The sequence below is a fragment of the Bradyrhizobium sp. BLXBL-01 genome (assembly GCF_051853025.1).
GTDB lineage: Bacteria > Pseudomonadota > Alphaproteobacteria > Rhizobiales > Xanthobacteraceae > Bradyrhizobium.
In genome coordinates, this window is record NZ_CP182471.1 from 7,853,828 (window position 1) to 7,868,317 (window position 14,490).

The following is a 14,490-nucleotide window of genomic DNA, read 5'->3' on the forward strand; positions in this document are numbered from 1 at the left end:
AGACGATTGATTTTCGCCTGAGACGACTTTGATTTTTGCTTGAGACGACGAAAACGTGCGATTTCGCTTTGAAAACAACGTGCTGGACGGTGACCTTCGGGAGCTCACATGCGAGGGAACGATCGTTCCGTTGCAGCCGCAAGTGTTCGATCTGCTGCTTTATCTGGTCGCGCAACGGGCGCGAGTGGTCAGCAAGGATGACCTGATCAGCCAGATCTGGAACGACCGGATCGTGTCGGATTCCGCGCTGAACAGCCGGATCAACGCCGCGCGCAAGGCGCTGGGCGATGACGGTGCGACCCAGCGCCTGATCAAGACCATTCCGCGCAAGGGCTTTCGTTTCGTCGGCGAGGTCCGGGAAGAGGTGGCGGCGTCGCCTGCGCGGACGGAAGCCAAGCCCGCTCCCCCGCGCGCGGCGGACCGCCCGGCGATCGCCGTACTCGCCTTCGAGAACATGAGCGGCGATCCCGCCCAGGACTATCTCGGCGACGGGATCAGCGAGGACATCCTCACCGCGCTGTCGAGGCAGCGCTGGTTCATGGTGATCGCCCGCAACTCCTCCTTCACCTACAAGGGGCGTGCGGTCCATATCAGGCAGATCGCCGAGGAGCTCGGTGTCCGCTACATCGTCGAAGGCAGCGTGCGCAAGGCAAACAACCGCGTGCGCATCACCGCACAGCTCAACGACGCCGTCTCGGGCAGCCATCTCTGGGCCGAGCGCTATGACCGCGAGCTCGTCGATGTCTTCGCCGTGCAGGACGAGATCACCAACGCGATCGCCGCGGCGATCGAGCCGCAGATCCACGCGGCCGAGAATTTCCGCAGCCATCGCAAGCCGCCGGCGGGCCTCGACGCCTGGGACCTCTTGATGCGCGCGCTGTCGCATTATTGGCGCGTGACGCGCCAGGATCACGAGGCCGCGAAGGCGCTGCTCGCGCGCGCGATCGCGATCGATCCGAATTACGGCCAGGCGCTGTCGCTGCTGGCCGTGAACGACATGTTCGGCGTGCATCTCGGCTGGGTCGAGCTCGCCGCGGTTGCGCCGGCCGCGGAAGCCGCCGCGCTCAAAGCGGTGCGCTGCGACCACGAGGATTCCTGGGCGCATGCCGCGCTCGGCAGCGTCTGCTTCTCGACCCGCAGGCTCACAGACGCGCTGTCCGAATTCGAGCAGGCGCTCGCGCTCAATCCGAACTTCTCGCTGGCGCAGGGCTATTACGCGCTGGCGCTGTCCTATGCCGGACGCTCGAACGACTCGTTCGAGGCCGCGCAAAAGGCGATCCGGCTGTCACCGCGCGATCCGTCACTGGCGATCTATCACGGCATCGCCGCCTATGCGCGCTTCACCGAGCGGCGCTATGGCGAGGCCATCGCGCTCGCTCGCGAGGCGATCCGGCACCGCGGCGACCTCACCGGCGCCTACCGCGTGCTCGCCGTCTCCGCCGGCATGTCCGGCGATGGCGCGCTTGCGGACATGGCACTCGGAGAGCTCCGCCGCACCCAGCCGGGCATCTCGCTGCACTGGATCGCGACGCAGCTGCCGTGGGCCGACGAGCGAGATCGCGACCACTATCTGGAGGGATTCCGCCGCGCCGGGTTGCGGTGAGACGTCTTGCCCTGGCGGGTAAGCGCGAGGGCGCTCTCGCCGCCGCCATGCCGCGACGCTGTGTCGCTATTCGCAGCCGTCATGTCGACGCACGACGAACGTGACGGACGCCCAGCAATACAAGCCCAACTCATCAAAACAGGACGCGCTGTACATTTTTTGTGCGCGCACTGTCGCGACTTTCATCTTGCCGCGCCGAACGGGACTGTGTGAGCCTCGATGGCGGATGGGGACTGGGATGGACCGACCGTCGCTTTGCGCGCCAGGGCGCCTGCGAAGTGCTTGCGGCCGGTCTCGCTTGAGAAAGATACGACATGCCAAAACGAGTGTTGCTTGGTCTCCTCCTGGCTTGCGGCCTTGCGGCCCCTGCGCTGGCACAAGAACCGAAGACGGGCGGTGTGATCAATGCCGTGATCCAACCCGAGCCGCCGGGCCTGATGCTTGCGATGGTCCAGAACGGCCCGGTCCAGATGGTCTCGGGCAACATCTTCGAAGGCCTCTTGCGCTACAGCCCCAAGCTCGACCCGCTGCCGGAGCTTGCCGAGAGCTGGAGCGTCAGCGAGGACGCCAAGACCTACGCCTTCAAGCTGAAGAAGGGCGTGACCTGGCATGACGGCAAGCCCTTCACCGCCGCCGACGTGCTGTTCTCGATCGAGATGCTGAAGCAGACCCATGCGCGCGCCCGCACCAATCTGGCGCAGGTCGACAAGATCGAGACGCCGGACGATTACACGGTGGTGTTCACGCTGAAGCAGCCGTTCGGCCCGTTCCTCGGCATCTTCGAGGTCGGCTCGATGCCGATGGTGCCGAAGCATCTCTACGACGGCACCGACTGGAAGACCAATCCCTACAACAACGCGCCCATCGGCACCGGGCCCTTCATGTTCAAGGAATGGCAGAAGGGCTCGTTCATCCGCCTGGTCAAGAATCCGAACTACCACGAGAAGGGCAAGCCCTACCTCGACGAGATCTACTGGCAGATCATTCCCGACGCCGCGGCGCGCTCGGTGGCGTACGAGACCGGCAAGGTCGACGTGCTGCCCGGCGGCTCGGTCGAGAATTTCGACGTGCCGCGCCTGTCCAAGCTGAAGGACACCTGCGTCACCGGCGCCGGCTGGGAATTCTTCTCGCCGCTGGCCTGGCTGTGGCTCAACAACCGCCAGGGTCCGCTCGCCGACAAGCGGGTGCGGCAGGCGATCATGTATGCGGTCGATCGCGACTTCGCCAAGGACGTGATCTGGAACGGGCTCGGCAAGGTCGCCACCGGCCCGTCGGCCTCGACCATCAAGTACTACACCGACGACGTGAAGAAGTATCCCTACGATCCGGCCAAGGCCAAGGCGCTGCTGAAGGAAGCCGGCTACAAGGGCGAGAAGATCCGCCTTTTGCCGCTGGCCTATGGCGAGACCTGGCAGCGCTGGGGTGAAGCCGTGAAGCAGAATCTCCAGGACGTCGGCATGACCATCGAGACGATCGCCACCGACGTTGCCGGCGGCAACCAGAAGATCAGCGACTGGGATTACGACATCGCCTTCACCTATCTCTACCAGTACGGCGACCCCGCGCTCGGCGTGGGGCGCAACTACATCTCCAGCAACATCGCCAAGGGCCAGGTCTTCAACAACGTCGAGGGCTATTCCAACCCTGAGATCGACAAGCTGTTCGCCGACGGCGCGGTGGCGACGCCCGACTCCAAGCGCAAGGAAATCTACGAGAAGGCGCAGAAGATCCTGGTCGAGGACGTGCCGGTGGCCTGGATGCTCGAGCTGCAATTCCCGACCATCACGCGCTGCAAGGTCAAGAACCTGATCACCACGGGGATCGGGGTCAACGATGGCTTCAAGGACGCATGGCTCGACAAGTGACGGCAGGCGCTCCGAACTCCCCTTACCTCTCCCGCTTGCGGGAGAGGTCGCTACGCTCGAAGAGCGTAGCGGGTGAGGGCTCTCTCCTCTTGGCAATCCCTTTGCGGAAGCACCCCCTCCCCTGCCCTCCCCCGCAAGCGGGAGAGGGAGCGCACCGCCGCTGCGGTTGCGGCCACCCCGATATCATCGCCGTTTGATCATGCTCTCCTTCGTCGCCCAGCGTATCCTCAAGGGCGTGATCGTCCTGCTCGCGATCGTCGTCCTCAATTTCTTCCTGATCCGCCTGGCGCCCGGCGATCCCGCGATCGTGATGGCGGGCGAAGCCGGGGCCAGCGACCAGGTCTTCGTCAAGCAGCTCCGGGAGAAGTTCGGCCTCGACAAGCCGCTGCCCGAGCAGCTCTTCATCTACGTCAAGGGCGTCGTCGGCCTCGACCTCGGCTTTTCCTTCCGCCAGCAAGCACCGGTTGCGAAGCTGATCGGCGAGCGGCTGCCGGCGACGCTGCTCCTGACCCTGACGGCATTCGCGATCTCGCTGATGCTCGGCATCCTCTGCGGCACCTTCGCCGCGCGCTTTGCCGGAACCTTTCTCGACACCGGCATCACCGTGTTCGCGCTGATCTTCTACGCCATGCCGATCTTCTGGGTGGCGCTGATGGGCATCCTCTTGTTCTCGGTCACCTTCGACTGGCTACCGAGCTTCGGTTACGAGACGGTCGGCGCCAACCTCACCGGCCTTGCCCATGCGGTCGATGTCGCAAAGCACCTGATCATGCCGGCAATGACGCTCGGCCTGTTCTTCATGGCGACCTACACCCGCATGACGCGCGCCTCGATGCTGGAGGTGAAGCGGCTCGACTTCGTCAAGACCGCGCGCGCCAAGGGCCTCAGCGACGCCGTGATCCAGCGCCGCCACGTGCTGCGCAATGCGCTGCTGCCGGTGGTGACGCTCGCCGGCGTGCATTCCGGCACGCTGATCGGCGGCGCCGTCATCACCGAGACCGTGTTCGCCTGGCCCGGGATCGGGCGGCTGATGTACGACGCCCTGCTGCAGCGCGACTACAATCTGCTGCTCGGCGTGTTCGTGATCTGCTCCGCCATGGTCCTGATCTTCAACCTTGTCACCGACCTCGTCTATCGCCTGGTCGATCCGCGCATCGAATACGCCTCATGAAACAGTTCTGGAAATCGATGCTGAGGAGCCCGAGCGGCGTCATCGGGCTCGTCATCCTCCTGGTCGCAGTCTCCGTCGCGGTGTTCGGGCCGATGCTGTTCCCGAACTCGCCCTGGCGCATGGTCCAGCGGCCGTTCCTGCCGCCGTTCACGCTCTCGACCGTGCCGCTCGGCACCGACGCGCTCGGCCGCGACATCTTCGCCGGCATGATCTTCGGCGCCCGCGTCTCGCTTCTGGTCGGCCTCGTCTCCACGCTGGTGGCGCTGATCGTCGGCGTGCCGATCGGCGCCATGGCCGGTTATTTCGGCGGCAAGGTCGACGACGCCCTGATGCGCTTCACCGAGTTCTTCCAGACCATTCCGAGCTTCGCGCTCGCGATCGTGCTGGTCGCGATCCTGCAGCCCTCGATCTATTCGATCGTCGCCTCGATCGCGGTGGTGAGTTGGCCGCCGGTCGCCCGCCTCGTGCGCGGCGAGGTGCTGTCGCTGCGGACGCGCGAATATGTCCAGGCCGCCGTAGTCACCGGCCAGAGCAACAGCTGGATCATCCTGCGCGAAATCCTCCCCAACGCGTTGTCGCCCGTGATCGTGCTGGCCTCGCTGATGGTGGCGACCGCGATCCTGCTGGAATCCTCGCTGTCCTTCCTCGGCCTCGGCGATCCCAATCTGATCTCCTGGGGCTACATGGTTGGCGCCGGCCGCACCGTGATCCGGCAGGCCTGGTGGATCACCGTGTTTCCGGGCGTCGCCATCCTGATCTCGGTGCTCGGGCTGAACCTGATCGGCGAAGGCCTCAACGATGCGCTCAATCCGCGCCTGTCGCGGGAGGGCCGCTGACGATGACCGCCTCGCCCGCCGTCTCCATCAAGAACTTGCGGATCGCGTTGCCCAAGGGCGCCGAGCGCCCCTTCGCGGTCGACGGCGTCTCGCTCGATCTGCAGCCCGGCAGGATCGTCTGCGTCGTCGGCGAGTCCGGCTCCGGCAAGTCGATGTGCGCGCATGCGCTGATGGGCCTGTTGCCGGACACGGTGTCGGTCGCCTCGGGCGAGATCCAGTTCGAGGGAAGCGACCTGCTCAAGCTCGATGACGACGGCTGGCGCGATCTGCGCGGCCGACGGCTCGCGATGATCTTCCAGGAGCCGATGACCGCGCTCAATCCGTTGATGCGGATCGGCGACCAGATGGCGGAGATGTTCGAGGCCCACGGCCTGCTCACGCCGAAGGAGCGGCGCGCCAAGGCGTTGTCGCTGGCACGCGAGGTCGGCCTGCCCGACCCCGAGCGCATCGTCCGCGCCTATCCGCACCAGCTCTCCGGCGGCCAGCGCCAGCGCGCCATGATCGCGATGGCGCTCGCGCTCGAGCCGGCGGTGCTGGTCGCCGACGAGCCGACCACCGCGCTCGACGTCACCACGCAGGCCCAGATCCTGAAGCTGATCCGCAATCTCCAGCAGAGCCGCAACATGGCGGTGATGTTCATCACCCATGATTTCGGCGTGGTTGCCGATATCGCCGACCAGGTCGTGGTGCTCCGCCATGGCAAGGTCGTCGAGGAAGGACCGGCCACAGTCGTCTTCAACGCGCCGCAGCACGACTACACCAAGGCATTGCTTACCGCCGTGCCCTCGATGGATCCGCCGCCGCGAGAGCCACTCGACGATCGGGCCAGGGCCGTCGATGTGATCGGGCTGGACAAGACCTATGTCACGTCCGGCGGTTGGTTCCGCGAGGATCGCCGCGTCGATGCGGCGCGTGCGGTCAATTTCAACATCCTCAAGGGCGAGACGCTCGGCCTCGTCGGCGAATCCGGCTCGGGCAAATCGTCGGTGGCGCGCCTGGTGATGCGGCTGATCGAAGCCGACCGCGGCACGGTGCGGATCGGCGAGACCGACCTCACGTCTCTGTCCGGCAAGGCGCTGCGTGCCGAGCGCCATCGCATCCAGATGATCTTCCAGGATCCGTTCGCCTCGCTCAATCCGCGGCGCAAGATCGTCCACATCATCGCCGACGGCCCGATTGCAGCCGGCCTCGATCCGAAAGTTGCGTTCGACCGCGCCCGCGATCTCCTCAAAATGGTGGGCTTGGACGCCGGCGCGCTCGAACGCTATCCGCACGAATTCTCCGGCGGCCAGCGCCAGCGCATCGGCATTGCCCGTGCGCTCGCGCTCGAGCCGGAGATCATCGTCGCGGATGAGGCCGTCTCCGCACTCGACGTCTCCGTGCAGGCGCAGGTGTTGAAGCTGCTGGAAGATCTCAAGGCGCGCCTCGGCCTGTCGATGCTGTTCATCACCCACGATCTGCGGGTCGCGGCCCAGATCTGCGACCGCATCGCGGTGATGCAGCGCGGCGCCATCGTCGAGCTGAAGCCGACTGCACAACTGTTCGCCGCGCCCGAGCATGCCTATACGCGCGAGTTGCTCGCAGCCGTGCCCGGACGGAAGGAGCACGCGCCGGCGGCCTGAGACGGCGCGTGTTCGTTCATCGATCTCCGTGATGGTTCCAAAAACTTGCACGCTGAGCGGGAGAAACCTATTCGATCCAGCAGCATTTGCTTTTGTGAGACCATCCTTGCTCATGTCGGCAAGGGGTGAGTTGACGCCAATACTCGCTCGTCGCGGCTGCCGCCGTACAACGAACGTGACGTGGTGGGCAGCTTCACAACCCAGCAAATGAGACACGCCGGGATGCTGGGAATCGCACAGCGCAGTCACGCGCTTTTTATCCGGTCGTGACCGGGCCTGCCGCTTCAAAGCCGAAGGCGGCACCATAGATGACGATTGAAATGATCGACGTCATCTCATGACGGACTCACACTGATATTCGGAGCCAACATGGGCGAAGTTATTCGATTTGTCTCAAAATCCGAGCGCGAGCGAGCACGCCTCATCGAGGAGGCACGCGCGATCTACGACAGCATCTTCCCGCCGGCCGATCCGGCCAACGACGGCCAGGGAAAGCCGGCGATCGGCCGCCCGTTCATCGGCCGCGACGGGGGTAACGTATCGTGATCAAGATCATCGCCGTGCTTTGCAGCCTCGCCTCTCCCTCCAATTGTCACGAGCAGATCGTCACCACGTCGGACTTCGCGCAAGTCTCGGTGCAGTCGTGCCTGATGGGCGCGCCGCAGCTCGCCGAATGGATGAACCAGCATCCGGCGGAGCGCCTTGCGGCATGGCGCTGCGTGATCGGTCAACAGACCGGCCGCGGGATCTAGGCCCGGACGTCTCGATTCGGCGGAGTAAGCCGTTCGCGATGGGCCCCGGCTAACCTTCGCGCGTCCGGGACACGGCACTTCGCGCGTCCGGGACACGGCACCAAGCCTGCGCCTCGCTGAACGTTGGGCAGTGACGGCACTCCATCCCCGGAGTAACCTCTCGTTGCGGCCGTTCGCAGCAAGGGGGACGCCGGATGGAAGTCGCCAGTCTCGTTCTTCCGGTCTTCGCGATCATCGTCACCGGCTGGCTCGCAGGCGAGCTTGGCTATCTCTCGCGCTCGCTTGCCGATGCCCTGGTCCACTTTGCCTACAACGTGGCGATGCCGGCGCTGTTGATCGTCACGATCGCCCAGGAGCCGGCGCGCAATCTCCTGGAATGGCGCTTTCTGCTCGCATTCGGCGGCGGCTCGCTGATCTGCTTCGCGCTCGTGTTCCTGCCGGTCCGCGCAGGCGGTACACACGATCTTGCCAGCAGCACCATCCATGGGATGGCAGCGGCGATGACCAACACCGGATTCGTCGCGCTACCGATCCTGCATGCGATCTACGGTCAACCCGCCGTGCTGCCCGCGGCAGTCGCGACGGTGTTCGTTGCCGCGGTGATGTTTCCGATCACGGTGATCCTGCTGGAAAAGCACGATGCACGCGGAGCCTCCGTGCACTCCACGGGACTGGCAAGGCAAATCCTGCTCAATCCCATGGTGCTGTCGACGCTCATCGGCCTCGCCTGGGCGGTGACGGGACTGCCGATTCCGGCACCGGTCGCGGCCTACCTCAACATGATCGCTGCCGCGCTCACGCCGTGCGCGCTGTTTGCCATCGGGCTCGGTCTCTCCGTGGAGGGCCTGAGGTCCAACCTGAAAGCGTCGTTTGCGCTCGCGGCGGTGAAACTCGTGGTCATGCCGCTCATCGTCTACGGACTTTCCGTCATGATCGGCCTTACCCCTCTCTACACGGTTGCGGCCGTCATCTGCGCGGCCGTGCCGACGGCGAAAACCGTCTACGTCCTCGCGCATGAGCACAAGGTCGAGGAAAAGCTGGTTGCCGCCACGGTGTCGATCACGACGATGCTGTCGGTCGCAACATTGCTGATCGCGCTTTACCTGCTCTCGGGATCGGCGCGCGGCATGCGTTGATCCGCCAGTGGCTTGCGCCTTACCCGGAGCCCTTTCTATCTCGTGGTATTGCTCCAGGTCGGAACCGAGTTGGTCACGCCGACCGAGGGCCAATTGTATGATCCGACCGACGGCGCGGTGACGGTGCCGACCGTCTGTCCGGACGATCCATACGACGCCCCCGGCTGTGCGGCCGGCGCTCCGGCTCCGCTATTGGTCGGCGCCATCACGCCAGTGCTGTAATGCCGGCTCGACCGGACCTTTTTTGCTTCAGCCGCGAAAGGCGCGGCAAGAAGTCCGGTAGTGATGAGCGCGGCGATGGCAAGTCTGACTGTCTTCATGGCTGATCCTTTCGCACGCTACGCACCCCGATATGCCAAGTGTTCATGGATCGGGAAATTTCCATGGGTCTGCCTTCATAACTCCGCGAGCGGACGGAGGTGCCGCGGCGCGGCGCACTCGGCCGCCTTCGGATGGACCCGAATCAGCGCTAGTGCATTGCTTTCAGTGACTTCCCTGGACGCAAGCATGACCGGCGCCGAACTGAAGCAGCTTCGCAACGACCTCTCCGATGCCCTCGAGCGCAAGCTCAGCGCGGCCGACATGGCCAAGCTTTGCGGTTTGCCGGGAACGAGCGGCGCCGACACCATCCGGCGCTGGGAGGTCAGCGGCCCGACGCCGGAGGCGACCAGGATCTTGCGCGTGCTCGCGATGGCGAGCGAGCGCTATCCGATCCTGGACAAGTTCGACATCTTCGATCGACACGACGTGCGTGAGGAAGACAGGCCGGCGAAGCGCGCCGCCTTTCGCGCGCAGATGCGCGATGAGGCGCGGCGGCGCCTTGGTTAACACAAGACGCGCGCAAGTTACCGACAAGGCGCGCCGTTAAGCCTTTCTTCACCACTTCTTAAGTCGCCATTAAGCACGAAAATCATTTGCACCCCAACAAGTTACGTTGGGTCTCGCTGTGCCACGGATGTGACAGCATTTTCGTCAAAAGCGAGCTATCTGCAAAACCAATGCGGCGCAGAGAACGCGCCTGCCGGGGACCTTACGTGTTGGAGTTCAAGACCATGAAGAAGATTCTGTTTGCGACCGTGGCGCTGCTCGTGCTGGGCGCGGCTGCGCCGGCCGTCGGCGCCGATCTCGGCAACCGCAATTATTACAAGACGCCCGCGCCGGCCTACGCCGCGCCGATCTACAATTGGACGGGCTTCTATCTCGGCGCCCATGTCGGCGGTGCGTTCTCCAGCGACAACAATTTCAACGGCCTCTCCACCGGCAACAACGGCAACGGCCGCTTCCTCGGCGGCGTGCAGGTCGGTGCGGACTGGCAGTTCAACCCCAACTTCGTGGTCGGCGTCGAAGGCCAGTATTCCTGGCTCTCCGGCAGCGTCGGCGCAGTGTTCCCGGGCGGCATCGCCTACACCAACGACCAGCGCGGCCTCGGCTCGATCACCGGCCGCGTCGGCTACACCTGGGGTCCCGGCCTGGTCTACGTGAAGGGCGGCTACGCCTATTCGGACAACAACGAGAAGGTCACCGTCGGCGGCGTGCCGACCGCCTTCGTCATCACGGGCGATCACCGCAACGGCTACACCGTCGGCGCCGGCCTCGAATACATGTTCGCCCCGAACTGGTCGGCCAAGGCCGAGTACCAGTACTACAATTTCGGCGAGGCGAGCTTCACCGGCGGTCCGCTCGCGGGCACCGGCAGCTTCACCACCGACGACCATACCTTCAAGGCGGGCGTCAACTACCGCTTCAACTGGGCAAGCCCGGCTGTGGCGCGCTACTGATCGTTAGCAAGACGTTATCGCGATGAGGGGCCGGCGACGTTGCCGGCCCTTCTTTTTTCGCTGTGCGGAACGCGCGCAACCGGTTGCAGCAATTGCGATTTTTTAACCGCCCCGCCCGATACTCCCGGCCACAAAACATAAGCAAGGGCGTGGGGGAATTTCGATGGGCATCCGTTTCAGTCTCGGCCGTTTCAAGCCGCGTTTCAAAATGCCGAAATGGGGCGTGCGCGGCAGCCTGTTCGCGGCCTTCGCGGTCATCGCGGGCATGGGCCTCGTGATCGCGGCCGGCGCAGGCCTTGCGCTGCAGAATCTCGGCGGACGCATTTCTGAACTGAGCGGACGAGACATTCCGCGCCTTTCCGCCAGCCTGCAATTGTCGGCGCTGAGTGCGAGCCTCGCGGCACAGGGACCGGCCCTGCTTGCGGCGCAAAGCGAAGACGCCCTGAACGAACGCACCAAGAAGCTCAGGGAATTGCAGGAGCAAACGCAGCAGAAGCTCAACGAGATCATCGAGCTCGGCGGCGACAAGAGCGTCGTCTCCGGACTCAGCGACACGATGAAGAGCATCAACGAGGCGGCTCAGAGCCTGACCAAGGCCGCCCGCGAACGGCTCGACGTCGCGGCCCTGCACGAGAAGCAATATGACGCGCTTCGCAACGCGCAGGGCGCCTTCGTCGGCGCAGCGAGCCCGGCGATGCTGGACGCGCAGACCCGCGTCAATGCCATTCTCGGTTCAGCCGACCTGTCCGCCGCAGATGCGAACGACGCCGCGCAGACCGTCGGTCAGCTCGGCAACGTCGTCGCCAGCGGCAATCTCGCGGCCGCCAACATGAGCGCGGCGCTTTCGGCGAGCACCAGCGACAAGCTCGATGACATCCAGAAGGAATTCAAGACGGCGCAGGGCCGCCTGCGGTCGAACCTCGATCTGTTGCCGGACAACCAGGGCAACAAGATGCTGCGCGACACCGCGGAAAAGCTGCTCGCGCTCGGCACCGGCAAGTCCGGCGTGTTCAATCTGCGCGAAAAGGAGCTCGATTCCATCGACTACGGCCAGACCATCCTGGACGAGACCCGCAAGCTCAATGTCGGCCTCGGCATCAGCGTGCAGCAGCTGGTCGAAGGCGTGCAGAAGGAGACCAACACCTCGACCTTCCAGGCGCGGCAGGAGATTTCGCTCGCGACCTCAGTCATGCTGGCGCTGGGCGCGCTGATGCTGGTCGGCTCGGCGCTGTTCGTCTGGCTCTATGTCGGCCGCAACATCCTGCGCCGGATCGGCGCCCTGCAACAGTCGATGCAGCTGCTCGCCAACGGCGATCTCGAAACCGAGATCTACCGCTCGAAGAATCACAACGACGAAATCTCCGTCATGGCGAACACGCTGCAGGTGTTCCGGGAGAGCATGATCGAGACCCGCGCGCTGACGAGCGAGCAGGACAAGGACCGTATCGCCAAGGCCGAGCGTGCCGCGCGCATGGAAGCGAAGATCGCCCAGTTCGAAAGCACGGTGCGCTCCGCGCTCGACAATCTGGCGCAATCGGCCAATTCGATGCAATCGACGGCGCAGAGCATGTCGAACACCGCCGACCAGTCCAACGCGCTGGTCAACGCGGTCGCCTCCGCCGCGGAAGAGACGTCGGTCAACGTGCAGACCGTGTCGGCCGGCACCGAGCAGCTGTCCTCCTCGATCCAGGAGATCAGCCGCCAGGTCGTGACTTCCGCCGGCATCGCCAAGAAGGCGGTCGACGAAGCGGGAGCGACCGACGCCACGGTGCAGAGCCTTGCCGACAGCGCAAGCCGCATCAGCGTCGTCGTCGACCTGATCCAGACCATCGCCTCGCAAACCAATCTGCTCGCACTCAATGCCACCATCGAGGCGGCGCGCGCGGGCGAGGCCGGCCGCGGCTTCGCGGTGGTCGCCTCCGAGGTGAAGAGCCTGGCGAGCCAGACCGCCAAGGCGACGGACGAGATCCGCACCCAGATCGCCAGCATGCAGGAGGTCACGACCTCCGCGGTCGGCGCCATCCAGGGCATCGGCCGGATCATCGGCGAGATCAACGACGTCACCACGACGATCGCAGCCGCGGTCGAGGAGCAAGGCGCCGCCACGCGCGAAATCGCCCGCAACATCCAGCATGCCGCCGGCGGCACCAGCGAGGTCTCCAGCAACATCGTCGGCGTCTCCACCGCGTCCGCCGAAGCCGGCGCTGCGGCCACCGAAGTGCTGGGCGCCTCAGACGCGCTGCGGCGCGAGGCCGATATGCTGCGCGGGGAGATCGACGCCTTCCTCAACGACATGCGGGCGGCGTAGGCACGCGGCATTGAGGCTGCGCTCCCTCTCCCGCTTGCTTGCGGGAGAGGGTTGGGGTGAGGGTGCCTCCACAAGGGGATACTCGCGGCATCCCGAGAATTATCCCCGTGGGGAGAGAGCCCCCACCCGGCGCTACGCGCCGACCTCCCCCGCAAGCGGGAGAGGTGCAGCGAGTATTGGGCACGACCGTCCCACATCACGGAAAAACCCTCCTCGGTATGACCGCCATGCGGTCGCCGCCCAGCATCCTTTTTCGGCTGGCGCCCCGCGCGCGCTGGGTTTAAGCCGGTAGCATGAGCTCAAAAACCGATACCGCGCCGTCCTCGGCCGAGGCCCTGCGCTACCCCTGGGAACAGCATCCCGGCCCCGAACAGGTGGTCGAGGTCAGGCCCGGCGTGTTGTGGGCGCGGCTGAAGCTGCCGTTTCGCCTCAACCACGTGAACATCTACCTGCTCGCCGATGGCGACGGCTATGCGATGATCGATGCCGGCTTCGGCAACGAGGAGACGATCGAGGCCTGGACCAAGCTGTTCGACGGCCCGCTGAAGGGCGTCACCATCACGCGCCTGATCGTCACCCACTCGCACCCCGACCATGTCGGTCTCGCCGGATGGATCGTGGAGCGCTTCAACTGCCCGCTGGTGATGTCGCAGGTCGAATATCTGCAATCGGTCTATCACCAGAACCGCGGCACCGAGGAGCGGCGCGAGGCGCAGCGGCTGTTCTTCCGCCGCCATGGCATGGACGAGTCGCTCACGGAAAAGCTGCTCGGCCGCGGCCAGGACTATCTCAAGCGCGTCTCGGTGCTGCCGCCGTCCTACCGCCGCATCTCGCATGGCGACGACGTCGTGATCGGCACGCGCCGCTTCAAGGTCATCACCGGCGGCGGCCACGCGCTCGACCAGGTGATGCTGTATTGCGCCGACGACAAGCTGTTCCTCTCCGCCGACCAGGTGCTGAGCAAGATCTCGCCGAATGTCAGCGTCTGGGCGGTCGAGCCCGACCAGAACTCGCTCGGCGAATATCTGGCCTCGCTCGCCAGCCTCACCACGACGCTGCCCTATGACGTGCTGGTGCTGCCCGGCCACGGCGTGCCGTTCTACGGATTGAAGACCCGCATCAAGCAGCTCGCCGACCACCACGAGGAGCGCTGCCGCCTGATCGCGGAAGCCTGCCGCGAGGTGCCGCAAACCTCGCGCGCCCTGGTGCCTGTCGTGTTCAACAAGCACGTGCTCGACGAGCACCAGATGGGCTTTGCCGCCGGCGAGCTCGTCGCCCACGTCAACTACATGATCGTCGAGGGCCGCCTCACGGCCGAGATGCAGGACGGCGTGCTGCAGTTTCGGACGACGTGAGTTCTTTCTTCACCTCGCCCCGCTTGCGGGGAGAGGTCGGTCGCGAAGCGACCGGGTGAGGGGG

13 protein-coding genes are annotated in these 14,490 nt (G+C 65.1%); 12 read left to right on the top strand and 1 reads right to left on the bottom strand.

What is annotated here, in order from left to right:
* Positions 1 to 55: 55 nt before the first annotated feature.
* The 8 genes from ACNJYA_RS36360 to ACNJYA_RS36395 all read left to right on the top strand — a co-directional run bounded on the left by ACNJYA_RS36360 (position 56) and on the right by ACNJYA_RS36395 (position 8,985).
* Positions 56 to 1,603: a winged helix-turn-helix domain-containing protein gene (locus ACNJYA_RS36360; RefSeq protein ID WP_439401672.1), complete on the top strand. Its 1,548-nt coding sequence runs from the start codon at positions 56 to 58 to the stop codon at positions 1,601 to 1,603.
* Between the two features lie 314 nt (positions 1,604 to 1,917).
* On the top strand, positions 1,918 to 3,468 hold the full coding sequence (locus tag ACNJYA_RS36365; protein ID WP_439401673.1) for an ABC transporter substrate-binding protein: 1,551 nt from the start codon (positions 1,918 to 1,920) through the stop codon (positions 3,466 to 3,468).
* A 199-nt stretch (positions 3,469 to 3,667) separates the two neighbouring features.
* Complete coding sequence (locus ACNJYA_RS36370; protein WP_172786033.1) at positions 3,668 to 4,639, top strand: ABC transporter permease; 972 nt, start codon at positions 3,668 to 3,670, stop codon at positions 4,637 to 4,639.
* Positions 4,636 to 5,475: an ABC transporter permease gene (locus ACNJYA_RS36375; RefSeq protein ID WP_260372967.1), complete on the top strand. Its 840-nt coding sequence runs from the start codon at positions 4,636 to 4,638 to the stop codon at positions 5,473 to 5,475. The genes ACNJYA_RS36370 and ACNJYA_RS36375 overlap by 4 nt, the downstream gene beginning before the upstream one ends.
* A 2-nt stretch (positions 5,476 to 5,477) precedes the next feature.
* Positions 5,478 to 7,097: an ABC transporter ATP-binding protein gene (locus tag ACNJYA_RS36380; protein WP_439401674.1), complete on the top strand. Its 1,620-nt coding sequence runs from the start codon at positions 5,478 to 5,480 to the stop codon at positions 7,095 to 7,097.
* 369 nt (positions 7,098 to 7,466) lie between these two features.
* The gene (locus ACNJYA_RS36385) at positions 7,467 to 7,643 is read left to right on the top strand and encodes a hypothetical protein (protein WP_439401675.1); all 177 of its coding nucleotides are present in this window, start codon (positions 7,467 to 7,469) and stop codon (positions 7,641 to 7,643) included.
* On the top strand, positions 7,640 to 7,849 hold the full coding sequence (locus ACNJYA_RS36390) for a hypothetical protein (RefSeq protein WP_080133401.1): 210 nt from the start codon (positions 7,640 to 7,642) through the stop codon (positions 7,847 to 7,849). The genes ACNJYA_RS36385 and ACNJYA_RS36390 overlap by 4 nt, the downstream gene beginning before the upstream one ends.
* 194 nt (positions 7,850 to 8,043) lie before the next feature.
* Positions 8,044 to 8,985, top strand: a complete 942-nt coding sequence (locus ACNJYA_RS36395; protein ID WP_439401676.1) for an AEC family transporter — start codon at positions 8,044 to 8,046, stop codon at positions 8,983 to 8,985.
* Positions 8,986 to 9,020: 35 nt separating this feature from the next.
* Here ACNJYA_RS36395 and ACNJYA_RS36400 read toward each other — a convergent pair whose 3' ends face one another.
* Entirely contained in the window at positions 9,021 to 9,305 is a 285-nt protein-coding gene (locus tag ACNJYA_RS36400) for a hypothetical protein (RefSeq protein ID WP_246708859.1), read from the bottom strand.
* A 187-nt stretch (positions 9,306 to 9,492) separates the two neighbouring features.
* Here ACNJYA_RS36400 and ACNJYA_RS36405 point away from each other — a divergent pair, with 187 nt between their 5' ends.
* The 4 genes from ACNJYA_RS36405 (at position 9,493) to ACNJYA_RS36420 (ending at position 14,426) form a co-directional block, all read left to right on the top strand.
* Positions 9,493 to 9,813 carry a hypothetical protein gene (locus ACNJYA_RS36405; protein WP_172786039.1) on the top strand — a complete coding sequence of 107 codons (321 nt, stop codon included), beginning with the start codon at positions 9,493 to 9,495 and terminating at the stop codon, positions 9,811 to 9,813.
* Positions 9,814 to 10,037: 224 nt separating this feature from the next.
* A complete protein-coding gene (locus tag ACNJYA_RS36410; protein WP_439401677.1) occupies positions 10,038 to 10,763 on the top strand; it encodes an outer membrane protein in 726 nt (241 codons plus the stop codon).
* A 163-nt stretch (positions 10,764 to 10,926) separates the two neighbouring features.
* Positions 10,927 to 13,071, top strand: coding sequence for a methyl-accepting chemotaxis protein (locus tag ACNJYA_RS36415; RefSeq protein WP_439401678.1), 2,145 nt, complete (start codon positions 10,927 to 10,929; stop codon positions 13,069 to 13,071).
* Between the two features lie 293 nt (positions 13,072 to 13,364).
* Entirely contained in the window at positions 13,365 to 14,426 is a 1,062-nt protein-coding gene (locus ACNJYA_RS36420) for an MBL fold metallo-hydrolase (RefSeq protein WP_172786042.1), read from the top strand.
* The last annotated feature ends 64 nt before the right edge of the window (positions 14,427 to 14,490 follow it).

Bases quoted from the DNA above. Each gene is read 5' to 3' on its own strand.
- ACNJYA_RS36365 (WP_439401673.1), top strand. From the start codon at position 1,918: ATGCCAAAACGAGTGTTGCTTGGTCTCCTCCTGGCTTGCGGCCTTGCG.
- ACNJYA_RS36370 (WP_172786033.1), top strand. From the start codon at position 3,668: ATGCTCTCCTTCGTCGCCCAGCGTATCCTCAAGGGCGTGATCGTCCTG.
- ACNJYA_RS36375 (WP_260372967.1), top strand. From the start codon at position 4,636: ATGAAACAGTTCTGGAAATCGATGCTGAGGAGCCCGAGCGGCGTCATC.
- ACNJYA_RS36380 (WP_439401674.1), top strand. From the start codon at position 5,478: ATGACCGCCTCGCCCGCCGTCTCCATCAAGAACTTGCGGATCGCGTTG.
- ACNJYA_RS36385 (WP_439401675.1), top strand. From the start codon at position 7,467: ATGGGCGAAGTTATTCGATTTGTCTCAAAATCCGAGCGCGAGCGAGCA.
- ACNJYA_RS36395 (WP_439401676.1), top strand. From the start codon at position 8,044: ATGGAAGTCGCCAGTCTCGTTCTTCCGGTCTTCGCGATCATCGTCACC.
- ACNJYA_RS36400 (WP_246708859.1), bottom strand. From the start codon at position 9,305: ATGAAGACAGTCAGACTTGCCATCGCCGCGCTCATCACTACCGGACTT.
- ACNJYA_RS36405 (WP_172786039.1), top strand. From the start codon at position 9,493: ATGACCGGCGCCGAACTGAAGCAGCTTCGCAACGACCTCTCCGATGCC.
- ACNJYA_RS36410 (WP_439401677.1), top strand. From the start codon at position 10,038: ATGAAGAAGATTCTGTTTGCGACCGTGGCGCTGCTCGTGCTGGGCGCG.
- ACNJYA_RS36415 (WP_439401678.1), top strand. From the start codon at position 10,927: ATGGGCATCCGTTTCAGTCTCGGCCGTTTCAAGCCGCGTTTCAAAATG.
- ACNJYA_RS36420 (WP_172786042.1), top strand. From the start codon at position 13,365: ATGAGCTCAAAAACCGATACCGCGCCGTCCTCGGCCGAGGCCCTGCGC.